We start from the raw sequence: 22,988 nt of genomic DNA on the forward strand, positions 1-22,988 counted from the left end.
AAGAACGTGCTGGAATAAGTATAGCCACAAAAAAACCGACGCTTTTGGCGTCGGTTTTTTTACTTCAGTCAGTTATCGGTGAGGGCATTTTGATAGCGACGCAGCATCAGCGCCAGCCGCCCTACCGGTTCGGTGACCTGAAGCGGTGCATCCCAGTGCTTAAGCTTTTCCTGATAGATATCGAGCTCTTCAAGCAGCTGCGTAAAGTAACGGCGACGTTTGTCATCACTGCTGGCGGAAAGCACATGGTCCGCGGTACGACGCAGCTGACGGTGCCAGGCGGAGAGATCGTCGTTGATCGGCACCGGTGCACTGCGCAGACGCTGGTGCGCGATAATCATGGTTAACGCCAGGCGGAACTTCGCGATGTCGCCCGGAAACTTGTTCAGCAGTAAAAACAGCTGCTGATAGAGCGCCGGGAGGTGGTTCTCTTTACGACGCGCCGTATTGGTGGTCATCGACGACACGGCGGCAGAAACAAACTGATTCAATAACACACGCCCCGTCCGCGCCTGTGAGTTATCTCGCACCAGCAGAATGACCATCATCGCCAGGAAACAGCCCACCAGCTGGCCCAGCGCGCTGTCGAGGAATTGGCTGAAATGGAAAGTCATCGGGTTATCGAGCACGATGATGTTAATCGTACTCGCCAGCGCCCCCAGCGATCCCAGGCGACGCTTTTGCACTTCAATGCCGATAAAGAACGCCATCACCGCCAGGCTAATACAGAGCAGCAACATGCTTTGTTGCGTCGACGGGATGATGACCAGGAAATAGAGCGCCCCTATCGGCAGGGCGGCAATGGTACCGTAGAGGAAATCAACGGCAACCATACGCGGGTTAGGCAGACGCATCGCCAGTGCGGTCACAACGGCAATCATCACCATCGCGCCGCTGCCAGACGTCCAGCCTGTCCACAACCAGAACAGCGTACCGAGCATACAGGCAAGCGTGGTACGCCAGAAGTTGACCATCGCGTGGTGACGTTCGGCAGATTCGGCCTTGATGACCACTTCACCCTGGAGGACCTCTTCTTCCGCCGCGCTAATTTTGGTGTTGCCGATCACGCCACGTTTCAGCAGCAGATAGCGCGTCGCGGCCCCGACCCAGGTGTAGATGGTCACCGGCGTGTCGCGCTCCCCGGTCCAGGCGATCACCCGACGCATACGCTTAAGCTGTTTATGCACGTCCTGCACGGTTTCCACCGGCTCGGCAAACAGCTCACGGAACGTATCGGTGACCGCTTCCGGACGGGTGTTCTGGATGAGATACGTTTCGCACGCCTGGGTAATCAGCGTCAGGGAGACAGTATTGAGGGCTTTCAGGCGGCGGTTCGCACGGGCCCAGCGCGAGGACTCCATGTTGAGGTTGCTACGCATCCCCTCCAGCGCCTGCGTCCGGCGAACCAGCCCGCTCCAGGCGTTATCCACCTCTTCACTGTCGCCATGCTTAATGCACAGCTGCATCAGCTGGTACTGGGCAACGATCAGCGCGTCAAGTTCACGGTCGACTTCCTGTTTGATGGAGCGTGGAGAGAAAAGCAGGTCAGCGACAATCGCACTCACAATACCGATCACAATCTCGCTGCAGCGCTCCACTGCAAACTGCGGCGCGAGCAAAGGTTCAGACTGAATGGTGATGATAATAATCAGCGCGGTATAACCCGCCAGCCCCCAGGCGTAGGAGTTTTCCACTTTCACCAGAGACGAAATCCAGGTGCAGAAACCCGCCCAGATACAGCACACCATCAGCATCAACAATGGCGTGCGGATCATCAGAATAATAATGGTGAGTGCTGCGAAACAGCCGATAAACGTCCCGATGATACGCAGCATCCCACGATAGCGGATCGCGCCAGAATAGGGTTCCCCGCCAGCGGCAAAGGCAGGACCCGCCGCAACTATTGCAGCCGTCAGGACCGCCCAGCGAGGGGTTTCAAGCTGGAAGTGAAAGCCAACAAACAGCGCCAGCACAATGGCACAGGCCAGCTTCACGGCGAAGCGAATGTGCTGGCTGGCGATGGAAAAGATACCCATGGCGATTAACCAAACTCGCGCAGGCGATGGGCAATTTTACGGAAGAAGGAGTCCTGGCTGGCATCCCGATCTTTTTCACCGGTGATCACCACCGTCGCCGTGGTCCCCGCCGGCCACAGGTTGCCCTGCTGTTCATCAAGGTGAATACGTACCGGCACACGCTGCGCCAGACGCACCCATTCCAGGTTGGAATCCACCGTCGCCATTCCTTTGGTATCGTTAGAGCTGCTGGAGTTGGTCACCCCTGCAGCGACACTGTCGACGGTACCTTTGAAGACGCGGTTACTGCCCAGCGGCGTGATTTCCGCACGATAACCCGGACGCACGCCTTCCAGCTTGGTCTCTTCCATATAGGCGAGCACGTAGAAGGAGTTCTGTTTAACCAGCGCCACGGCAGTGGAGCCACGGGTAATAAACTCCCCGGCATAGACATTGAGGTTAGTGACCCAGCCGTCGGATGGCGCGCGGATCACGGTGCGCTCCAGATCGAGCTTAGCGAGATCGCGCGTGGCTTGCGCTTTCGCCAGCTGGTGCAGCACGGTTTGCAGCACGTTGTTAGACTGGTCTATCTCTTCACGGGACATGGCCTGAACGCCCAACTGGTTACGGCGGCCCGCCTCACGGCGTTTTTCCGATGCCAGCGCCTGGTAATAGGCGACATCTGCTTCCGCTTCTTCCAGCGCCTTCTGGTAACGAGGCTGGTCGATGGTGAACAGAACCTGATCTTTTTTCACCAGCTGGTTATCGTGAACATTCACCGCCGTGATTAGACCAGCCACATCGGGGGCGATGGCCACGACATCCGCGCTGAAGCGCGCATCACGCGTCCACGGTGATTCGGTGTAATAGACCCAGGCACGAAAAATAGCGATGAAGGCGAGGATAACCAGGGCCATCGTGATGGCAGTGCGGGAGATTTTTCTTGTTAGCGTTTTCACATCAACCTCAGACAAACATGCGCGATATCAGGTAAAACAGGCAGCAATACAGCGCGGTATTGAACAATGCAGGGTGCCAGACGAAATCGTAAATCCCGGTAGGGACCAGCACCTTGCGCACCAGCCAGAAGATCGCCAGTGATAAAAGTAGCTCGAAAAATATCGGTGGGAACGACAGACCGAACACCACGATAACGGGAAACAGACTCATGTTGACCTTGATAAGAGAGAGTGCAGGCTTCAGAATTTTTTAGCGCACGCCATCGCAGAAGAGCAAGAAACGTCGGGCGAGAATGGCGCAGCCGTTATGTAATTAATAATATATTAACGTAACTGTTATGCTGTTATCTATAATATGTGATCTAAATCACTTTTAAGCCAGAGTGAACAATGGAACGTTTAAAACGCATGTCGGTCTTCGCCAAAGTGGTTGAACTGGGTTCGTTTACCGCCGCGGCACGTCAGCTTCAGATGAGCGTATCATCCATTAGCCAGACGGTCTCTAAACTGGAAGATGAGCTACAGGTCAAGCTGCTCAACCGCAGTACCCGCAGCATTGGGCTGACGGAGGCGGGTAAAATTTACTATCAGGGCTGCCGACGCATGATGCACGAAGTACAAGACGTCCATGAACAGCTCTACGCCTTTAACAACACCCCGATCGGCACACTCCGTATAGGGTGTTCTTCAACTATGGCACAAAATGTACTCGCTGCCATGACCGCGGATATGCTGAAGGAGTACCCCGGGCTTACCGTCAATCTGGTGACGGGTATCCCGGCGCCGGATCTGATCGCCGATGGTCTGGACGTGGTGATCCGCGTGGGGGCGTTGCAGGATTCCAGCCTCTTCTCGCGTCGACTGGGCAGCATGCCGATGGTTGTCTGCGCCTCGAAAAGCTATCTTGCGCAGTACGGCGTTCCGGAGAAACCCGCGGATCTCACCAACCACTCCTGGCTGGAGTACAGCGTGCGACCCGACAATGAATTCGAGCTGATTGCCCCGGAGGGGATCTCCACCCGGCTGCTGCCGGAAGGACGATTCGTCACTAACGATCCGATGACCATTTCGCGCTGGCTGGTGGCCGGTGCGGGGATCGCCTACGTCCCGTTGATGTGGGTGATCAATGAGATCAACAGCGGCGTGCTGGAGATCCTTTTCCCTCGCTATCAATCCGATCCGCGCCCGGTCTACGCCCTGTATACCGAAAAGGACAAGCTGCCGCTCAAAGTGCAGGTGTGTATCAACTATCTGACCGACTATTTTGTGGACGTGGCGGAGCTGTTTCAGGGGATGCGGGGAAGAAGAAAGGAATAATCAATTTATTTCTGAACGCATAGAGGCAATGAATATTCCCAGGATGAATCCCTTGTTGATTCAGGAATATTCCTTCACCACTATCAGGAATAGAGAATTGACACTACTGCCGCCACCCCATTACTTTATATGCAGTCTGCTCGTCAGACTGTTATTAATTTGTTGCTGATATGAATAATAAAATGTATTCCGCAGGATGACGTTAAACAAGGAAAAGAAATGAATCTATTTGAACAAACACCGCCTTCACGCAGGCGCTATGGACTCGCCGCGTTCATCGGTTTAATTGCAGGGATTGTCTCCGCGTTTGTCAAATGGGGAGCCGAAGTACCGCTTCCACCACGCAGCCCCTCCGACTTATTCACCGGCGCATGCGGACCCGAGCAATTAATAAGAGCCGCAAGCCAGATTGACTGTTCCCGCAATTTTTTAAACCCTCCCTATGTATTTTTACGCGACTGGCTGGGCGTTGTTGATCCTAACGCGGCAGTTTATACATTTGCCGGACATATATTTAACTGGGTTGGCGTGACGCATATTATTTTCTCAATCGTCTTCGCTGTTGGCTATTGTGTCGTGGCTGAAGTCTTCCCGAAAATTAAACTCTGGCAGGGTTTGCTGGCGGGTGCGTTAGCTCAGCTCTTTGTGCATATGATCTCCTTCCCGCTGATGGGGCTGACGCCACCGCTGTTTGAGCTGCCGTGGTATGAACACGTTTCAGAGATCGTAGGCCATCTGGTCTGGTTCTGGTCGATCGAAATTATTCGTCGTGACTTGCGTAACCGCATCACACACGAGCCGGATCCGGAGATACCGCTGGGTAACTTACGTTAAAAAAAAGGCGCTACATCAGTAGCGCCATTTTTTATGCCGATTCAGGTCAGGCTGTGCCGCCTACCGTCAGGTTGTCCACTTTCAGCGTTGGCTGGCCCACGCCCACCGGCAGGCTCTGGCCCTCTTTACCGCAGACGCCCACGCCGTTATCCAGCTTCAGATCGTTACCGACCATCGAGATCTGCTGCATGGCTTCAATACCGGAGCCAATCAGCGTCGCACCTTTTACCGCTTTGGTCACTTTGCCCTTCTCAATCAGATACGCTTCTGAGGTAGAGAAGACAAATTTACCGGAGGTGATGTCCACCTGGCCGCCGCCAAAGTTTGGCGCAAAGATACCGTAATCTACAGACTCGATAATCTCCTGCGGCGTGGATTTGCCCGGCAACATGTAAGTGTTGGTCATGCGCGGCATTGGCAGGTGCGCGTAAGATTCACGACGGCCATTACCCGTTGGCGCGACACCCATCAGGCGCGCGTTGAGTTTGTCCTGCATGTAACCTTTCAGCACGCCGTTTTCAATCAGCACATTGTACTGGCCTGGCGTACCTTCATCATCGATAGCCACCGAACCGCGACGGTCAGGCATGGTGCCATCATCCACCACGGTGCACAGCTCAGATGAGACGAGCTGTCCAATCTGACCGCTGAACACGGATGTCCCGCGACGGTTAAAGTCGCCTTCCAGACCGTGGCCCACCGCTTCGTGCAGCAGCACGCCCGGCCAGCCTGCGCCCAGCACCACCGGGAATGTCCCGGCGGGAGCCGCAACAGCATTAAGATTCACCAGCGCCATGCGCACGGCTTCTTTTGCCCACGCGTCAGCGCGCGCTTCGCCATCTACATCGCCCAGGAACCAGTCATAGCCGAAACGACCGCCGCCGCCGCTGGAGCCACGCTCGCGTTTACCGTTGTCATCAACCTGCACGCTGATGGAAAGACGCACCAGCGGACGCACATCGGCGGCCAGCGTACCGTCCGTTGCCGCCACCAGAATCAGTTCATAAACACCGCTCAGGCTGGCAGAGACTTCCTGCACGCGTTTATCTGCAGCACGCGCCACTTTGTCCACGCGGCGCAAAATATCCAGCTTCTCTTCGCGGCTCATGCTTTGCAGCGGATCGATACTGGTATAGAGCGCAGAGTGCGACACTTCACCGAGGGTTTTCACACGGCCATCGCCAGTATCACGCACAATGGTACGTGCAGCCTGCGCACTTTGCTCCAGTGCAGCCAGGCTAATCTGGTCGGCATAGGCAAAACCGGTTTTCTCACCGCTGACGGCGCGCACGCCGACGCCCTGGTCAATGTTATAAGAACCATCTTTGATGATGCTGTCTTCTAAAACCCAGGATTCGTGATAGCTCGACTGGAAATAGAGATCGCCGTAGTCGAGACGGCGTTCGGTCAGTTGACCAAGAATGGAGAACAGGTCCTGATGGCTCAGGCCGTTCGCTGCGAGCAAATGTTCACTTACCAGGTTCAGACTCATCGTATTGCTACTCGTTCGTTGCCGCCCATGGCGGTATAAAAATCGTATTTATTGAGAGTGAGGCAATTACCTGCCCACGTCAAATCATTGCTGTGCATCTTTGCGCGGCTGGCGCAGTACCTCGTTAATCTGGGGTTTATCCACCGGACCGGTAATGCGATAGCGCAGAATCGAGACTTTGCTCCACAGCGGGCCCAGCACTTTACTGGCAGCAAATACCGCCGCACCGACTATCGGGTTCACCACAAACGCCGCCGCCACGCCCACGCTCGCGGAAATTTCCGGCGCCACCACGGCTTCCATATCCAGCTCACGGCGTACCAGATTGACTGAGCCTTTCATGGCGATATCCGCTTCCAGGCCGTCTACCAGCGTGTCATCCGTATGCATCACGCCGTCCTTTATCCACGCCGTGCTGCGGATGGAATCGTAGTAGAAACCTTCGCTGAAGGTGTCGCTGAAATCGAAGCGCAGCTTGCGCAGCAGCGCATCAAAACTCAGCAGGCGCAGGATCTGCCCGGCTCGCCCCGTGCTCACATCGGCGATTTCCCCCTTGCCAAAGCGGGTTTTTAAAATACCGTTCAGTGACGCTTCGTCTGGCTTCCACGGCGCGTCTCGCCAGTGAAGATCGTAATTCACGTCAAATGACGATCCCCGCAGCGGCGTAGTGATGCCAAAGAAATTGGTTGCCGCATCCAGTTTGTTGCCTTTAATGTCGCCCTTCAGGGAGGTACGCTGTTCGCCCGGGTTATTGACCCATTCCCCTGCGGCCGTCATGCGGCCAAAACCGGTATCGACCAGGCCGCCGGAGAGCGTAAGCGTATTCCCCTGGATGGCAAAATCGCCGTCGATACGGCCATATTTTTGCCCCCACAGCCAGCATTCCGCGCAGCGCAGCTGGAGATCGGGCCAGCCGCTAAAATCGACGCGGGAGGCTTGACTCAGCGGCGATGTGTTCGCCGGTTGATCTTTACTCGCGGTGGCCGGGTTGTAGTAGAGATAGCGAATCGCTGCCTGCCACGGCGCGTTATTACGCATGGTAAGCGTGCCGTTGATCTCCCGGCCCTGCGCCTCCACTTTGGAGCCATTCGCGGTGGGCTGAGAAACAATGCTAAGGTTGTTCCACTGCTGTCCGCCCAACATCAGCGACGGCGTGCGTACCGTAACGGTTTGCGGGAACTGGACGGCTTCATCCACGTTTTGTCCAACGCCTTTCTGGAACAGCGCCAGCCACTCCGCGCCATCCATCGGCGGAAGATTGAGCTCAACGCCCGCATGGTCGGGCAGCGGCGGCGTGGTTTTGCTGTCCGTCGTCCAGATAGCCCTGTCGAGGGTGAGTTTGCGATTAAGCAGCCAGCGGCTGTTGAAATGGTTTGTGCTGCCCGCATTTCCGGTCAACGCAAAGCTGTTCAGGTTGCCATCGACGTTGACCTTCACCGGCAGCGATTGTCCGGCCTGTTTATCCAGCGGCGCGGGCAACTGGCTGTGGATGTTTTTCAGGTCACCCGTGATGTCGACCTTATACTGCACGCCTGCGTGATAAGGCAGCACAATAGCCACTTTGCCATTCCAGGCTACCGCGCCATCCACTGATGACGCGATCGGCTTCGGCAGGACGTCCATACGCGCAGGCTGCCAGTTACCGTCCAGATTGACGGCCACCTGGTAAGCTTTTTCACCCTCAGTGGTTGTGAAGTCAATATTCACCGGCTGATTAAACCAGCTGGCGGTCAGCGGCTCGCTCTTGAGGTTACCATTCACAAAACTGAACTGCCCGCTGAGGTTTTTCAGGGTGCTCTCAAGCGGTTTAATGTACAGACTGTTGTTCTTCAGACGGACATCACCTTTGGCGGTGGTCATCTCACCGTCAAGTGGGATATCAAGATGTAAGCGAGCATTCACATCGCCATCAAGCTGGAGCTGCTGCAGCGTCGCCGCCAGCGACTCTTTCAGCGGCGTCTCCTCAAAGTACGGCCCCACCGCTTTACCTGGACCGTTGATGTCGGCATCGATAAGCAGCTTCTCTTTTGAGTAGTCCGGGATGTTAGCCGTCAGGTTGCTGGCCGTCACGCCGCCCAGCGCAACGCTGTCAGACTTCATCCATAAGCCGTCATTGAGGAAGTTAAGTTCGATATCCAGGTTTTTCAGCGCAGGCCAGCCAGGCTGGAACGCGAAGGTGGCGTTGTGCAGCGGCACCAGCACCTGGAACTGACCTTCATTATGTTTGTACGGGAAAAGATGCGGATTACCACCGTAGACCAGTGTGGCATTATCCGCCTGACCGCCCTGAATCGCGCCGCTCAGATAGTCGACCAGCGCTTTCCCCATCAGGTTTTCCGGGAAATAGCGCCAGGCCTGAGAACCATCATCGGTACTGATGCCGGCCAGAATACCCAGCCAGGGCTCATCGCCATCTGGCTGCAGGTAGCGGAAATCGCCGCGTGCATGTACCGCTTTGGCTTTGACGTCGATATGCCTGCCATCAAGCTGGAAGCCCTTATCATTACGGAGCCAGTTCAGCACCGCATTGCCCTGTTCAATTTCCAGCGGCGCACGGAAGACCGTCTCGTAAGGCATTTTGGCGTTGTGCATATCCACCGTCAGCCTGCCGTTTTCCACACTGCCTTCCAGCTTGCCGCTGAAGTGCTCGGCTCCCGGAAGCAGCTTCCACTGCTTCCAGGCAAGATCGTTCCACGAGGCCTGGAAACGGGTTTTATCTGTGGCCTGAAGCGGGATATCCAGCGCCAGCGCATCAATCTTGCCGCTCGGCTGCGTTGCCAGCCAAATCTCGCCCAAATCCGGGGAGAGTTTCGCCGCCATTGAGCGCAGGCCTTCGATGGCTGTCAGATCCAGGTTACTGGCGCGGATACGCAGCTCATCGCTGCGTTTACTGGCCGCGCCGCCCACGTCCTGCTCCGGCATCCAGGCCAGCGTCAGCGCACCGCGCGGCCACGGCTTGCCGTCCATCGTGATGCGCGTATCCGGAATAGCAAACTGCCAGCCCTCTTTCTCCTGCGTCACATGCGCGGTGAGGTTATCGACGGAAAGCTGATGCTGCTGATTTTCGCCCTTCCAGCTTGCGCCCCCTTGCTTCAGCCAGATATCGCCGCTGGCGAATTTTCCCTTCGTCAGGGTTAGCCAGCCCTCAAGGCTAAAGCGGGCGGTTTCCAGCTGCATGTTTTGCTGTAACCAGTCGCCGAGCCAGGGCTTCACGTCCACATCGTCGGCCTGCAGCCAGACTTTACCGTTGTTTAACAGACCGTCATCGTCGCGCAGATCCATACGTACCTGCATCACGCCGTGCTGGCCGTTCAGGCTGGACAGGCTCACCAGTCCTTCCGCGCGGTGTCGGTTCTTGCCGTTAAGCCAGGTTAGCTGTGGGATCGCCAGTTCGGCGCGCTGGCCGGAAAGGGTAATAAAGCTCACTTCGCTGTCGCGCAGATCGAAATGATCGAACTGGCGGAGGAAGAGATCGCTGAAGCGGTTGGCTTCCAGGCCCTGATTATCCTCACCGCCCGTTAGCGGCGTATTGGTCAGAAACTGAAGCTGGTAAAAGGTGAGATCGCGAAACTGCCAGCGCAGATGCAGCAGGCTTTGCCAGACGTCCAGCGCCAGGGTCACGCGTTTGATTTTCAGATGGCCGCCATCTTTCAGGCTGGCATTGATATCCCGGACGTCGAGCGTCGGGCCAAAATTTTGCCAGCTGGCGCTTAGCTGGCTTACGTCGACCGGCACACCGGTGGTGGATTCGATTTTTGCCAGCAGCTGCGGACGCCAGCTGTCGAGATGCGGCAAAACGAGGCGTAGCCCGCTCACGAGCAACGCGACAATCACGACCAGCGTTGCCCCTGTAAGCAATAAAATCCCCGGCAATCGCCTCACGCATCTCTCCTTGTCAGCTTTCGTCACGCAGCGTACTGCGTTTTACATCATCACAACGTCAAACTGCTCCTGGTTATAGAGCGGTTCAATTTGTACTTTTACCTGTTTGCCGACAAAGATTTCCACTTCCGCCAGCGCGTGCGACTCTTCGCCTTTCAACGCTTCCGCCACCGCAGGGGAAGCATAGACCAGAAAACGGTCGGAGTCGTAGGCGTGATGAACACGGACGATTTCACGCATAATTTCGTAGCAGACGGTCTCAACCGTCTTTACCGTTCCGCGTCCATGGCAGGTTGGGCATTCATTACACAGCACATGCTCAACGCTTTCACGGGTGCGCTTACGCGTCATTTCCACCAGCCCCAGCTGTGAGAACCCGTTGATGCTGGTTTTCACGCGATCCTTACTCAGCGCCTGCTCCAGTGAATGCAGCACGCGGCGGCGGTGGTCTTCATTACTCATATCGATGAAGTCGATGATAATAATGCCGCCGAGATTGCGCAGACGCAGCTGGCGGGCAATCGCCTGCGTGGCTTCAATGTTGGTGTTGAAGATGGTGTCATCGAGGTTGCGATGGCCAACAAACGCGCCGGTGTTGATATCGACGGTGGTCATCGCTTCGGTCTGATCGATAATCAGATACCCGCCGGACTTGAGCTCAACCTTACGCTCCAGGGCACGCTGGATCTCGTTTTCGACATCATAGAGATCGAAGATAGGCTGACGCCCGGTGTAGTGCTCCAGCAGGCCCGGCATTTCCGGGATGTATTCAGCGGTAAATTCCAGCAGCGCTTCATACGTCAGGCGAGAGTCCACACGAATGCGGTCGAGCTGCGCATCGGCAAAGTCACGCAGAACGCGCTGAGCCAGCGCCAGCTCACCGTAAAGCTGGTAGCGGGTCTGGTTGCGTTTTTTACGCTCCATCACTTTGGTCCAGACGCGCTTAAGGTAAGCGGCATCGGATGCCAGATCGTCTTCGCTGATCCCTTCCGCGGCGGTGCGGATAATAAACCCGCCCTGTTCATCGCAGTAGGCGCTGACCACTTTCTTCAGACGCTCGCGCTCGCTTTCGCTCTCAATGCGCTGCGAAACGCCGACGTGTGACGCGCCGGGCATAAAGACCAGATAACGGGAGGGTAAGGTGATGTCGGTGGTAAGACGGGCGCCTTTGGTGCCCAGGGGATCTTTCACCACCTGCACCATTAAGTCCTGGCCCTGACGCACCAGTTCGGAAATATCGCGCACGGCAAACTGCTTTTGCTCTTCGCCCGCAACGCACTCGGTGTGCGGCATGATATCGGAGGCATGTAAAAATGCCGCCTTATCCAGACCAATATCTACAAAAGCCGCCTGCATACCCGGCAGTACACGACTGACACGACCTTTGTAGATATTGCCTACTATTCCGCGCCGCGCTTCACGCTCAATATGAATTTCCTGAAGAATGCCACCGTCAATATAGGCCACACGGGTTTCCGATGGCGTTACGTTTACCAACAATTCAGCCGTCATAATTATCCCTTCCCTCACGCAGTGAGTTAAAATTGCTCAGCAACTCATACGTTTCCACCAGCGGTAAGCCGACTACGGCGTGATAGCTGCCATGAATCTTCCTGACAAAACAGCCACCCAGCCCCTGAATACCGTATGCACCTGCTTTATCCATCGGTTCACCGCTGGCAATATAAGCGGCGATCTCGTCGTCGGTAAGTACTCTGAACGTGACATCGGTTACCACCAGACAATCCAGCACGTGCTGGCTATCCGCCAGCGCGACCGCCGTCATTACCTGATGCGTTTGCCCGGACATTTTGCGCAGCATACGCGCCGCATGTTCGGTATCGTGCGGTTTCTCAAGCACTTCACCATTAAGGATAACGATGGTATCTGCTCCCAGCACTGGCAGATCGCGGGGCGCTAACGCCACGCCCGCCTGCGCTTTCTCGCGCGCCAGACGAGAGACATATTGCTGCGCACTTTCGCCCTCAGCACGTTTTTCTTCAATGCCGGTCACGATGCGTTCAAAAGATACCCCTAACTGGGTCAGGAGTTCCTGACGGCGCGGGGAACCGGAAGCGAGATACAAAGACGTCATAGAAACCTTTTATTGCACGGCAAACTGCTGGCGAACCTTACGCATCAGCAGGAACAGCCACGGCCAGAGCACACCGTTTACTACACTACTCCAGAACACTTCCGGTCGGAAAGAGACGTTGATCACTAAAAACTCTGCCCAGAAAACAACGATATCCGCAGCAAGCGACAACAACATCACGACCAGGGCCTGTTGCCAGAGCGCGAGGTTACGAAAGAGCTGGAATTTTAGTGCGACGAGGTACGCAATAATGCTCATGGACAGGGCGCGAACGCCCAGCGTAGAGCCACTAATGAGATCCAGTATGGCACCCATAACAAAACCCGTGCCGACATTTACGCGGTGCGGCAGGGCAAGGATCCAGTAAAGTAAAATGAGCAAGACCCAGTTTGGCCGGAAAACGAGAATGTTATCCGGCCAGGGCATAATCTGCAGCAACAGTGCAATGAGGAACGAGAGCCAGATGACCCAGCGTCCCTGGCTACGATAACTTGCCACTACTGCCCTCCCAAAGAGAGTTTAGGCGGTGGCGGCGCATCAGGCAGCGGCTGCGTTAACCCGGTTGCCGGCGCGGGCACTGGCGCAGGTGGCCCCATGGAGTCCGCAGGCGGAAGAACCTGCGGCATCATCTGCATCAGGCGTTCGTTTGCGACACGGTGCACCTCTTCAGGCGTCATCGGATTCGTGCCATTACGATCGGCACCCCAGAGCAGCAGCAGGTAGCGCAGACGCTGTAAACCCGCAGTCGGACGAGCCTGAATGACGGTATACGCACGTTGAGTATCGAGCTTCACGGAAGAGACCACCGCAACCGGGTAGCCCTCAGGGAAGCGTCCACCCAAACCGGAAGTCACCAGTACATCACCGACACGGATGTCCGTGTTCGCAGGCAGGTGTTCCAGCTGCAGATCGTCCGTACAGCCGTTACCGGCCGCAATCACGCGGATATCGTTACGCAGGACCTGGATAGGCAGCGCATGCGTGGCATCGCAAATCAGCAGCACGCGGCTGGTCAGCTTGGCGACGGCAACAACCTGCCCCACTACGCCTTTATCACTGATTACAGGCTGGCCTTCATACACACCGTTCACACTCCCTTTGTCGATCACAACCTGATCGCTGTAAGGATCGTTCACGGTGGAGATCACCTGGGTGACCATCTTCTGCTCATCCTGACGCAGCGGCGAGCCGAGCAGTTCACGCAGACGCGCGTTTTCCTGCTTATATTGCCCCAGCATCAGCAGTTCGCTGTTTTTCAGCAGCAGTTCCTGGCGTAATGCCCGGTTTTCAAGTTCGAGCTGGTCTCGTGAAGACAGCGTTTGAGAAACGGAGTCGAGCAGTTCACGGGGACCATTTGATATAAAGTAGAAAGGACTGACGGCGGTATCCATGTACGTTCTGATCTGGCTGAACGTACCGAGGCGGCTATCGGCAATAATGACGCCAAGCGCAACCAGAACCGCCAGAATAAGGCGAAACTGTAGCGATGGGCCACGGCTAAAAATTGGCTTCATAGGCTATGCGTATTCTCGTGTCAGAGAGAAAGGGTAGCGATTCGCTACCCTTTCACAATGACTACTCTTCGCTGAACAAGTCGCCGCCGTGCATGTCGATCATTTCCAGCGCCTTGCCACCACCACGGGCGACGCAAGTCAGTGGATCTTCTGCAACTACGACAGGAATACCTGTCTCTTCCATTAACAGGCGGTCGAGGTTACGCAGCAGCGCACCACCACCGGTCAGAACCATACCGCGCTCGGAGATATCGGACGCCAGTTCTGGTGGGCACTGTTCCAGCGCAACCATTACCGCGCTCACGATGCCAGTCAGCGGTTCCTGCAGCGCTTCCAGAATTTCGTTGGAGTTCAGGGTAAAGCCGCGTGGCACACCTTCCGCCAGGTTACGACCACGCACTTCGATCTCGCGCACTTCATCGCCCGGGTAAGCAGAGCCGATTTCGTGTTTGATACGCTCTGCGGTCGCTTCACCGATCAGAGAGCCGTAGTTACGGCGCACGTAATTAATGATGGCTTCATCGAAGCGGTCACCACCGATACGTACGGAGGAGGAGTACACCACACCGTTCAGAGAGATAACGGCCACTTCTGTGGTACCACCACCGATATCCACTACCATTGAGCCGGTTGCTTCAGACACAGGCAGACCTGCACCGATTGCCGCCGCCATTGGCTCTTCAATCAGGAACACTTCACGAGCACCCGCCCCCTGAGCAGATTCACGGATTGCGCGACGTTCTACCTGGGTTGCGCCAACCGGCACACACACCAGAACACGCGGGCTTGGACGCATGAAGCTGTTGCTGTGAACCTGCTTGATGAAGTGCTGAAGCATTTTTTCAGTCACGAAGAAGTCAGCGATAACGCCGTCTTTCATTGGGCGAATTGCGGCGATGTTGCCAGGGGTACGACCCAGCATCTGCTTCGCGTCATGACCCACTGCGGCGACGCTTTTCGGCGAGCCTGCACGATCCTGACGAATGGCCACAACAGAAGGCTCATTCAAAACGATGCCTTGTCCTTTTACGTAAATAAGGGTATTCGCGGTACCCAGGTCAATGGACAGGTCATTGGAAAACATGCCACGAAATTTTTTCAACATACTAAGGGATAATCCTGAAAGCTGGGGCGGAAAACAAAATCCGCTTACTTTACCAACCACACGCAGCAGCGACAAGGCGCAAAAATCATCTGCAACGGTGAAAATTTGTGCAGTACGTTTCCTGATGTTACAAAATTGATCCCTGACTCCCTCAGGGCTGAGTCAACAGCAGCATTCCTTACTGACCTTTGTAACCCGTTAAAGGTCGTTCACTGGCTTTTTGCTCGACATACTCAAAGCTACAGGCGCGATATTCTACGTGAAAACAACGTAAACGGCAGGTCAAACAGAGTATCTTTGCAAATATTTTTTCACGTTGGTGTCAAGCGGTTGAGAGGCGGCAAAAAAATCGCCCTGACCACCCATGACACCGCGCTCTGTTAACATCTGCCATTCGCCCCTGGAGCGCACGCCCGCGGCAAAGACTTGTGTTCGGGTTCCTTTACACGCTTCAACCAGACTCTGAACCAGCAGCTGGTTTTCCGTGCGCTTTTCAATATTTCTTACCAGCCCCGGATGCAGCTTTAATAGCTCCACATCCAGTTCCTTGATCCAGTCGGTACTGACCAGCGTTAAACCAGCTTGTGTCACCGCCACACGCGCACCGAGCGCGTTGATCAAACGAACCACCGGACGTAACCGGCTGATGTGTTGACCCACATCCGCCTCAGCAAGTTCAAAAATAATGCGTTTGCGTTGCGATTTTTCGCATTGCATTAATGTATCACGCAGCCAGCGCTGAAAACGCGGGCGTATTAACGACTCAACGGTGACCTGTAACGCCAGACTTTCTTCCGGCCAGAAAGATAAAAATGGGATCAGGCGGGAAATTTGCTGGCGGTCATACTCTTCAGACAGCCCAAATTGCAGCACCATTGGCAGATATTCCGCAGAAATAACCTCTTCCGTACCGTCAAAAATACGGCACATCAGTTCGCGATGGTGGACATAGCCGTTTTTCATGACCGCCGGTTTTTGATAAATACGTGGCCCACCGCGGCTCAGCATTTGCTCAATCAACGTACGCCACCGCACGTTTCCACGCCCTTTTTCCGGTAACGAGTCATCGTAAACGGCCCATCCGTTCGCCCCCTGCAACACGGCGTTGCGGGTAGCCGATTCCGCATGCTCCATCACCTGCTCCGTCGACTGACCGCCGCGCCAGGCGCAGATCCCCATATGCACCATGTCGTCGCGATCGAGCATTTTACTCTGGGGCAGCGCGTCTACCGCCTTCAGCAGCTGGCTGGCAATACTTTCCGACTCTTTTAGCGTGCGATGCGGCAATAACACGGCAAAGTCGCTGCGGTGATAGCGGGCCAATAGTGCCCCGGGGTAGCGCATGATAAAGGTGGAGAGCAGGTTGATCAGCGTAAAGAGATTTTCTTCCGCGGCCCGCTGCCCCCATGTGTCGCGCAGCAGATCGAAATCGGGCAGGCGAATCATCATCACCACGCCGTGAGTGCCCACTTTTTCCGAATCGTCGAGCAGCGTGGCCAGTTGATTATCAAAGAAAAGGCGGTTGTTAAGGCCGGTTTTATTATCCTGCGCGGCATAAGAGCGGATCAGCGTATCCATACGGCTGCGCTGGTCGCTGGCAAACTGAATTTCTGAGAGCAACGTATCCAGCGCACTGCTGGTGCGTGACGGCCATTCATGAACAGAGCCGCGCACCTGCGGGCCGCGCTCACCGTTCAGGATGCGGACGGAGCGGATTTCCAGCAGTTCCTGCCCTGAGAGCTGGCGGCGCAACCAGCGAACCGCGAGAAAAATGAGCAGAATAATGAATGCAACCGCGATCGTGAGCGGCGCGGTGGTCATCATGGAACGGAAATAGCTGGCCATCGGATCGAGATATACCATGTGAATGGTCATACCCGGGTTTTTAAGGGAGTGCACCGTTACTTCCCGGTACTGACTCACTACGCCCGCAGGGCGATAACTTCCCTGCCGTTCATGGCTTAAAACCTGATGCTTTCCCTGCTGAATATCGATCCGAATAATATCAACCGGCACCATCAACTCATCCAGTTCCCGGGAGAGCGACGGGAGTGGCGTGGTCAGCAGACGCGTATCAATGACCGACGCAACAGACTGCACCCGGTTGACCAGTTTGTCCTGAATGGCGTTATAAAAGCTCAAAGAGCAACCCAGAAGCGTGACAAAGATGGTCAGCCCCGTTAGCAAGGTGATAAAAGCCGAGAACTTCGTCGTTAATCGCATCCTTGAGATTACTCCGTGGGTTGAGGGGGTAGCGAGTAAGCGCTAACTTGCATTTCAAATGCGGCATACTACCAAATCGGGCGTATCTGGCAATTTATTGCGTTAAATCGGCATTGAATTACCCTGAGCGAGTATAGTCTTCAGAAATTATTTTCCAATCATCTGAGTCGTGAGGACCCCGTATGCAGGCTTTGATCTTAGAACAGCAGGACGGCAAAACGCTTGCCTCAGTACAGGCCGTAGAAGAGAGCCGTCTGCCGGAAGGCGACGTCACCGTCGACATCGACTGGTCCAGTTTAAATTACAAAGATGCGCTGGCGATCACCGGTAAGGGTAAAATCATCCGAAATTTCCCTATGGTGCCGGGTATTGATTTTGCTGGCCGGGTCCACAGCAGCGAAGACCCTCGCTTCCATGCGGGCCAGCACGTGCTGCTCACCGGCTGGGGTGTGGGTGAAAATCACTGGGGCGGGCTGGCAACACAGGCGCGCGTAAAAGGCGACTGGCTGGTGCCGATGCCGAAAGGCATGGATGGTCGCAAAGCGATGATCATCGGCACCGCAGGCTTTACCGCCATGCTGTGCGTGATGGCGCTGGAAGAGGCGGGGGTTCACCCTGAGTCGGGTGACATTGTCGTGACCGGCGCCAGCGGTGGCGTGGGGAGCACGGCGGTAACGTTGCTGCACAAACTGGGTTACCAGGTCACGGCGGTTTCCGGCCGGGAAAGTACGCATGATTATCTTCGCCAGCTCGGTGCCAGCCGCATTCTTGGCCGCGATGAATTCGCCGAAACCCGTCCACTGGAAAAACAGGTCTGGGCGGGCGCGGTAGATACCGTCGGCGATAAAGTGCTGGCGAAGGTCCTGGCGCAGATGAACTACGGCGGCTGCGTGGCAGCCTGCGGTCTGGCGGGCGGCTTTGCCCTGCCAACTACCGTCATGCCGTTTATTTTGCGTAACGTTCGCCTGCAGGGCGTGGACTCCGTGATGACGCCAGCGGCTCGCCGCACGGAGGCCTGGGAACGTCTGGTACGCGATCTGCCGGAATCGTTCTTTACCCAGAGCGCAACGGAGATAAGCCTCAGCCAGGCGCCAGACTATGCCAGTAAAATCATGGATAACCAGTTCCACGGTCGCGCGCTGGTGAAAATCGCCTAATCTTCAAATTTTCGTGACATATTCGCGTGAAGCGCTCTCCTCCGTCATGCTTAGAAAAACGCATGACGGAGGATGCCATGAAAAACCGAAAACTGACGGAAGCCGACGTAACGTCCGAGTCTGTCTTTATGTTACAGCGCCGCCAGATCCTGAAAATGCTTGGCATCAGCGCCACTGCACTGACGCTCTCCCCTGCGGCACATGCCGACCTGCTCGACTGGTTTAAAGGTAACGATCGCCCTAAGGCGCCTTCCGGTGCCCCGCTTACGTTTACGAAACCCGCCGAGTGGCAAAACAAACTGACGCTCACCCCTGAAGACAAAGTCACCGGCTATAACAACTTTTACGAATTTGGTCTGGATAAAGCCGATCCTGCCGCCAATGCAGGCAGCATGAAAACCGATCCGTGGACGTTGAAAATTGACGGCGAGGTGGCAAAACCCCTGACATTGGACCACCACGATCTGACCACCCGCTTCCCGCTCGAAGAGCGCATCTATCGCATGCGCTGCGTGGAAGCCTGGTCGATGGTGGTACCCTGGGTCGGCTTCCCGCTGCATAAGCTGCTGGCGTTGGTTGAGCCCACCAGCAATGCAAAATATGTCGCCTTCCAGACGCGCTACGCTCCGGACGAGATGCCGGGCCAGAAAGATCGGTTTATCGGCGGTGGACTGGACTATCCGTACGTTGAAGGGCTACGCCTCGACGAAGCCATGCATCCCCTTACCCTGCTGACCGTTGGCGTATACGGCAAGGCGCTTCCTCCTCAAAACGGCGCCCCCATTCGGTTAACCGTACCGTGGAAATACGGCTTCAAAGGAATTAAGTCTATCGTCAGCATTAAGCTGACCCGCGAGCGTCCGCCAACGACCTGGAACCTGGCAGCACCGGGTGAATACGGTTTCTTCGCGAATGTGAATCCGCATGTGGATCATCCCCGCTGGTCGCAGGCGACTGAGCGCTTTATTGGCGCGGGTGGTGCGCTGGATGTTAAGCGTCAGCCCACGCTATTGTTTAACGGGTATGCGGATGAAGTGGCTTCGCTTTACCGTGGCCTTAATTTACGGGAGAACTTCTGAGTGCGTTTAACGGCAAAGCAGATTACCTGGCTGAAAGTGCTGCTGCATTTAGCTGGGATACTTCCTTTTATCTGGTTGTTCTGGGCCGCCAGTCAGGGCCTCTTTAGCGCCGATCCGGCAAAGGATATCCAGCATTTTACGGGTCGGATGGCTCTGAAATTTTTACTGGCAACCTTGCTCGTCTCGCCGCTGGCGCGCTACGCTAAACAGCCATTATTGATACGTACCCGTCGGCTTTTGGGGCTATGGTGTTTTGCCTGGGCGACGCTGCACCTTACCAGCTACGCCCTGCTGGAACTGGGAATTAACAATCTGACACTGCTTGGCCGAGAGCTGGTGACACGCCCTTATCTGACGCTGGGTATCGTAAGCTGGCTGGTTTTACTGGCGTTAGCGCTGACGTCCACGCAATATGCGCAGCGAAAGCTGGGCAGACGCTGGCAGTTACTGCACAACTTCGTTTATCTTGTCGCGATCCTCGCCCCCATTCATTATCTGTGGTCGGTGAAGATCCTCTCCCCGCAGCCAGTCCTGTATGCGCTGGCGGCAGTGGCGCTTTTAGCATGGCGTTACAAGAAGTTCCGCCAGTGGTTGCGATAGTTCGCGAAACTGTGCGTTTTCCCGCAGATCCCCCCTCAACCGCAAATCTTTTTTGGATTGCGGTTGATAATCTTCCCTGATAAGACCAGTATTTAGCTGCCAAATGCTACGAAATCGTTATAATGTGCGACCTTGGTTCCCCTGACAGTGGTTTTTGGCCTCTGAAAAGGTGACATTTGCGCTTCGACGGTATATTTTGTTTTTTACCCGAAAATCGCAGGAGATAGCGGCATAATGACTGACAAGTTCCATATCTTAGTATTGAACGGACCGAACCTGAACATGCTCGGTACCCGTGAGCCAGAGAAGTACGGCACGCTAACATTGAGCGAAATTGTTAACCGTCTGAGCACGGAAGCAGCGTCGCTGAATGTGGATTTGGATCATTTTCAGTCAAACGCGGAGTACGCAATCATCGACCGTATTCATCAGGCTAAAGACAATGTGGACTATATCCTGATCAATCCGGCCGCGTTTACGCACACCAGTGTTGCTATCCGCGACGCACTGCTCGCGGTGAGTATCCCGTTTATCGAGATCCACCTGAGTAACGTGCACGCCCGAGAGCCGTTCCGCCACCATTCGTATCTGTCGGATATCGCTACTGGCGTTATCTGCGGACTGGGCGCTGACGGTTATTCATACGCTTTACAGACAGCGGTAAAACGCTTGTCACAATCACACTAAACAAGAGTACGGAACCCACTCATGGATATTCGTAAGATTAAAAAACTGATCGAGCTGGTTGAAGAATCAGGCATCTCCGAACTGGAAATTTCTGAAGGCGAAGAGTCTGTACGCATCAGCCGTGCAGCCCCAGCCGCTAGCTTCCCGGTAATGCAGCAGGCTTACGCTGCGCCAGTGCAGCAGCCTGCGCTCTCCGCAGCCGTTGCACCAGCAGCTGAAGCCGCACCTGCCGCTGCAGCAGAAATCAGTGGTCACATCGTACGTTCCCCAATGGTTGGTACTTTCTACCGCACCCCGAGCCCGGACGCGAAGGCGTTCATCGAAGTGGGTCAGAAAGTCAACGTAGGCGATACCCTGTGCATCGTTGAAGCGATGAAAATGATGAACCAGATCGAAGCAGACAAATCAGGTACTGTGAAAGCGATTCTGGTCGAAAGTGGTCAGCCGGTTGAATTTGACGAGCCGCTGGTCGTCATCGAGTAACGAGGCGAACATGCTGGATAAAATTGTTATCGCCAACCGCGGCGAGATTGCATTGCGTATTCTTCGTGCCTGTAAAGAACTGGGCATCAAGACCGTCGCGGTGCACTCAAGTGCGGATCGCGATTTAAAACACGTATTGCTGGCGGATGAGACGGTCTGTATTGGCCCGGCTCCGTCCGTAAAAAGCTATCTGAACATCCCGGCTATCATCAGCGCCGCTGAAATCACCGGCGCGGTGGCAATTCATCCGGGTTATGGCTTCCTCTCTGAGAACGCCAACTTTGCTGAGCAGGTTGAACGCTCTGGCTTTATCTTCATCGGCCCGAAAGCCGACACTATCCGCCTGATGGGCGACAAAGTGTCTGCGATCACCGCGATGAAAAAAGCCGGTGTGCCAACCGTACCAGGCTCTGACGGCCCTCTGACCGACGACATGGATGCTAACCGTGCTCATGCTAAACGCATTGGCTACCCGGTTATCATCAAGGCGTCCGGCGGTGGCGGCGGTCGCGGTATGCGCGTAGTACGCAGCGATGCTGAACTGGCGCAGTCCATCTCCATGACCAAAGCGGAAGCGAAAGCGGCTTTCAGCAATGACATGGTGTACATGGAAAAATACCTGGAAAACCCACGCCACATCGAAATTCAGGTGTTGGCTGACGGTCAGGGTAACGCGATCTATCTGGCAGAACGTGACTGCTCCATGCAGCGTCGTCACCAGAAAGTCGTCGAAGAAGCACCTGCGCCGGGCATTACCCCGGAATTGCGTCGCTACATCGGTGAGCGTTGCGCCAAGGCGTGTGTCGATATCGGCTATCGCGGGGCGGGTACTTTTGAGTTCCTGTTCGAAAACGGCGAGTTCTACTTTATCGAGATGAACACCCGTATTCAGGTTGAACACCCGGTTACCGAAATGATCACCGGCGTTGACCTGATCAAAGAACAGCTGCGTATCGCTGCGGGTCAGCCGTTGTCCATCAAGCAGGAAGAAGTCGTGGTGAAAGGCCATGCGGTTGAATGCCGTATCAACGCCGAAGACCCGAACACCTTCCTGCCAAGCCCGGGTAAAATCACGCGTTTCCACGCGCCGGGTGGCTTTGGTGTGCGTTGGGAGTCTCATATCTACGCCGGTTACACCGTACCGCCGTACTATGACTCAATGATCGGCAAGCTCATCTGCTACGGCGAAAACCGTGACGTGGCGATTGCCCGCATGAAGAACGCCCTGCAGGAGTTGATCATCGACGGTATTAAAACCAACGTTGATCTCCAGATGCGCATCATGAGCGACGAGCACTTCCAGAATGGTGGAACTAACATCCACTATCTTGAGAAGAAACTCGGCCTCAACGAGAAGTAATCTAAAAACACGCCTGTTTATCAGGCGTGTTTATTTTTTGCGTCCTTGTTTCTCACCCCACACTATTTACCGTCACTATATCTCCAACCCAACCTAGAAATATTCAATATCATCATTTTTTCTACATTTACTTTTCATTATTCCTCGGTTCTTAACGATATTACAGCGTGATGTAATGAGTCCGTT

At 55.2% G+C, this 22,988-nt stretch carries 19 protein-coding genes; 8 read left to right on the forward strand and 11 right to left on the reverse strand.

What is annotated here, in order from left to right; all coding sequences use genetic code 11:
• Positions 1–68: 68 nt before the first annotated feature.
• Genes aaeB through aaeX form a run of 3 tightly spaced genes read right to left on the reverse strand, consistent with a single transcriptional unit; the run spans position 69 to position 3,185 of the window.
• A complete protein-coding gene (aaeB, locus tag A4308_RS04605; protein WP_014885427.1) occupies positions 69–2,036 on the reverse strand; it encodes a p-hydroxybenzoic acid efflux pump subunit AaeB in 1,968 nt (655 codons plus the stop codon).
• Between the two features lie 5 nt (positions 2,037–2,041).
• The gene (gene aaeA / locus A4308_RS04610) at positions 2,042–2,974 is read right to left on the reverse strand and encodes a p-hydroxybenzoic acid efflux pump subunit AaeA (protein WP_014885428.1); all 933 of its coding nucleotides are present in this window, start codon (positions 2,972–2,974) and stop codon (positions 2,042–2,044) included.
• Positions 2,975–2,981: 7 nt separating this feature from the next.
• A complete protein-coding gene (gene aaeX, locus A4308_RS04615; protein ID WP_003860416.1) occupies positions 2,982–3,185 on the reverse strand; it encodes a p-hydroxybenzoic acid efflux pump operon protein AaeX in 204 nt (67 codons plus the stop codon).
• Between the two features lie 179 nt (positions 3,186–3,364).
• On the opposite strand from aaeX, the gene aaeR reads away from it, so the two are divergent.
• Both aaeR and A4308_RS04625 read left to right on the forward strand, forming a co-directional pair.
• The gene (gene aaeR / locus A4308_RS04620) at positions 3,365–4,291 is read left to right on the forward strand and encodes an HTH-type transcriptional activator AaeR (protein WP_014885429.1); all 927 of its coding nucleotides are present in this window, start codon (positions 3,365–3,367) and stop codon (positions 4,289–4,291) included.
• Positions 4,292–4,510: 219 nt separating this feature from the next.
• Positions 4,511–5,125, forward strand: coding sequence for a YagU family protein (locus A4308_RS04625; protein ID WP_023331418.1), 615 nt, complete (start codon positions 4,511–4,513; stop codon positions 5,123–5,125).
• A 46-nt stretch (positions 5,126–5,171) separates the two neighbouring features.
• On the opposite strand, the gene tldD is transcribed toward A4308_RS04625, so the two are convergent.
• From tldD to csrD, 8 genes are all read right to left on the reverse strand, one after another.
• The gene (gene tldD / locus A4308_RS04630) at positions 5,172–6,617 is read right to left on the reverse strand and encodes a metalloprotease TldD (protein ID WP_023331419.1); all 1,446 of its coding nucleotides are present in this window, start codon (positions 6,615–6,617) and stop codon (positions 5,172–5,174) included.
• 84 nt (positions 6,618–6,701) lie between these two features.
• Complete coding sequence (gene yhdP, locus A4308_RS04635) at positions 6,702–10,499, reverse strand: AsmA2 domain-containing protein YhdP (protein ID WP_063308476.1); 3,798 nt, start codon at positions 10,497–10,499, stop codon at positions 6,702–6,704.
• Positions 10,500–10,541: 42 nt separating this feature from the next.
• Entirely contained in the window at positions 10,542–12,011 is a 1,470-nt protein-coding gene (gene rng / locus A4308_RS04640; RefSeq protein WP_014885432.1) for a ribonuclease G, read from the reverse strand.
• Entirely contained in the window at positions 12,001–12,594 is a 594-nt protein-coding gene (locus A4308_RS04645; RefSeq protein WP_023331420.1) for a Maf family protein, read from the reverse strand. The genes rng and A4308_RS04645 overlap by 11 nt, the downstream gene beginning before the upstream one ends.
• Before the next feature lie 9 nt (positions 12,595–12,603).
• Positions 12,604–13,092 (reverse strand): rod shape-determining protein MreD, encoded by a 489-nt coding sequence (gene mreD, locus A4308_RS04650; RefSeq protein WP_008502849.1) that lies wholly within the window; start codon positions 13,090–13,092, stop codon positions 12,604–12,606.
• Complete coding sequence (mreC, locus tag A4308_RS04655) at positions 13,092–14,108, reverse strand: rod shape-determining protein MreC (protein ID WP_023331421.1); 1,017 nt, start codon at positions 14,106–14,108, stop codon at positions 13,092–13,094. Before mreC ends, mreD begins: the two co-directional genes overlap by 1 nt.
• Before the next feature lie 61 nt (positions 14,109–14,169).
• Complete coding sequence (gene mreB, locus A4308_RS04660) at positions 14,170–15,213, reverse strand: rod shape-determining protein MreB (protein ID WP_000913396.1); 1,044 nt, start codon at positions 15,211–15,213, stop codon at positions 14,170–14,172.
• Positions 15,214–15,495: 282 nt separating this feature from the next.
• Entirely contained in the window at positions 15,496–17,436 is a 1,941-nt protein-coding gene (gene csrD, locus A4308_RS04665) for an RNase E specificity factor CsrD (protein WP_023337866.1), read from the reverse strand.
• A gap of 182 nt (positions 17,437–17,618) precedes the next feature.
• On the opposite strand from csrD, the gene acuI reads away from it, so the two are divergent.
• The 6 genes from acuI to accC all read left to right on the forward strand — a co-directional run bounded on the left by acuI (position 17,619) and on the right by accC (position 22,802).
• Positions 17,619–18,593, forward strand: coding sequence for an acrylyl-CoA reductase (NADPH) (acuI, locus tag A4308_RS04670; RefSeq protein ID WP_045281397.1), 975 nt, complete (start codon positions 17,619–17,621; stop codon positions 18,591–18,593).
• Positions 18,594–18,670: 77 nt separating this feature from the next.
• Positions 18,671–19,672 (forward strand): protein-methionine-sulfoxide reductase catalytic subunit MsrP, encoded by a 1,002-nt coding sequence (msrP, locus tag A4308_RS04675; protein ID WP_023331424.1) that lies wholly within the window; start codon positions 18,671–18,673, stop codon positions 19,670–19,672.
• On the forward strand, positions 19,673–20,272 hold the full coding sequence (gene msrQ, locus A4308_RS04680; protein ID WP_014885437.1) for a protein-methionine-sulfoxide reductase heme-binding subunit MsrQ: 600 nt from the start codon (positions 19,673–19,675) through the stop codon (positions 20,270–20,272). It abuts the gene before it with no gap.
• A gap of 234 nt (positions 20,273–20,506) precedes the next feature.
• Positions 20,507–20,959: a type II 3-dehydroquinate dehydratase gene (gene aroQ / locus A4308_RS04685; RefSeq protein WP_023331425.1), complete on the forward strand. Its 453-nt coding sequence runs from the start codon at positions 20,507–20,509 to the stop codon at positions 20,957–20,959.
• Between the two features lie 21 nt (positions 20,960–20,980).
• Positions 20,981–21,442: an acetyl-CoA carboxylase biotin carboxyl carrier protein gene (gene accB, locus A4308_RS04690; RefSeq protein ID WP_010436174.1), complete on the forward strand. Its 462-nt coding sequence runs from the start codon at positions 20,981–20,983 to the stop codon at positions 21,440–21,442.
• 10 nt (positions 21,443–21,452) lie between these two features.
• Positions 21,453–22,802 carry an acetyl-CoA carboxylase biotin carboxylase subunit gene (gene accC, locus A4308_RS04695; RefSeq protein ID WP_003860388.1) on the forward strand — a complete coding sequence of 450 codons (1,350 nt, stop codon included), beginning with the start codon at positions 21,453–21,455 and terminating at the stop codon, positions 22,800–22,802.
• The last annotated feature ends 186 nt before the right edge of the window (positions 22,803–22,988 follow it).

The sequence above is a fragment of the Enterobacter sp. ODB01 genome (assembly GCF_001623605.1).
In the GTDB taxonomy this organism is placed as follows: Bacteria; Pseudomonadota; Gammaproteobacteria; order Enterobacterales; family Enterobacteriaceae; genus Enterobacter; species Enterobacter kobei.

Bases quoted from the DNA above. Each gene is read 5' to 3' on its own strand.
- accC (WP_003860388.1), top strand. From the start codon at position 21,453: ATGCTGGATAAAATTGTTATCGCCAACCGCGGCGAGATTGCATTGCGT.
- msrP (WP_023331424.1), top strand. From the start codon at position 18,671: ATGAAAAACCGAAAACTGACGGAAGCCGACGTAACGTCCGAGTCTGTC.
- aroQ (WP_023331425.1), top strand. From the start codon at position 20,507: ATGACTGACAAGTTCCATATCTTAGTATTGAACGGACCGAACCTGAAC.
- rng (WP_014885432.1), bottom strand. From the start codon at position 12,011: ATGACGGCTGAATTGTTGGTAAACGTAACGCCATCGGAAACCCGTGTG.
- A4308_RS04645 (WP_023331420.1), bottom strand. From the start codon at position 12,594: ATGACGTCTTTGTATCTCGCTTCCGGTTCCCCGCGCCGTCAGGAACTC.
- csrD (WP_023337866.1), bottom strand. From the start codon at position 17,436: ATGCGATTAACGACGAAGTTCTCGGCTTTTATCACCTTGCTAACGGGG.
- aaeX (WP_003860416.1), bottom strand. From the start codon at position 3,185: ATGAGTCTGTTTCCCGTTATCGTGGTGTTCGGTCTGTCGTTCCCACCG.
- mreB (WP_000913396.1), bottom strand. From the start codon at position 15,213: ATGTTGAAAAAATTTCGTGGCATGTTTTCCAATGACCTGTCCATTGAC.
- A4308_RS04625 (WP_023331418.1), top strand. From the start codon at position 4,511: ATGAATCTATTTGAACAAACACCGCCTTCACGCAGGCGCTATGGACTC.
- aaeR (WP_014885429.1), top strand. From the start codon at position 3,365: ATGGAACGTTTAAAACGCATGTCGGTCTTCGCCAAAGTGGTTGAACTG.
- mreC (WP_023331421.1), bottom strand. From the start codon at position 14,108: ATGAAGCCAATTTTTAGCCGTGGCCCATCGCTACAGTTTCGCCTTATT.
- accB (WP_010436174.1), top strand. From the start codon at position 20,981: ATGGATATTCGTAAGATTAAAAAACTGATCGAGCTGGTTGAAGAATCA.
- tldD (WP_023331419.1), bottom strand. From the start codon at position 6,617: ATGAGTCTGAACCTGGTAAGTGAACATTTGCTCGCAGCGAACGGCCTG.
- acuI (WP_045281397.1), top strand. From the start codon at position 17,619: ATGCAGGCTTTGATCTTAGAACAGCAGGACGGCAAAACGCTTGCCTCA.
- aaeB (WP_014885427.1), bottom strand. From the start codon at position 2,036: ATGGGTATCTTTTCCATCGCCAGCCAGCACATTCGCTTCGCCGTGAAG.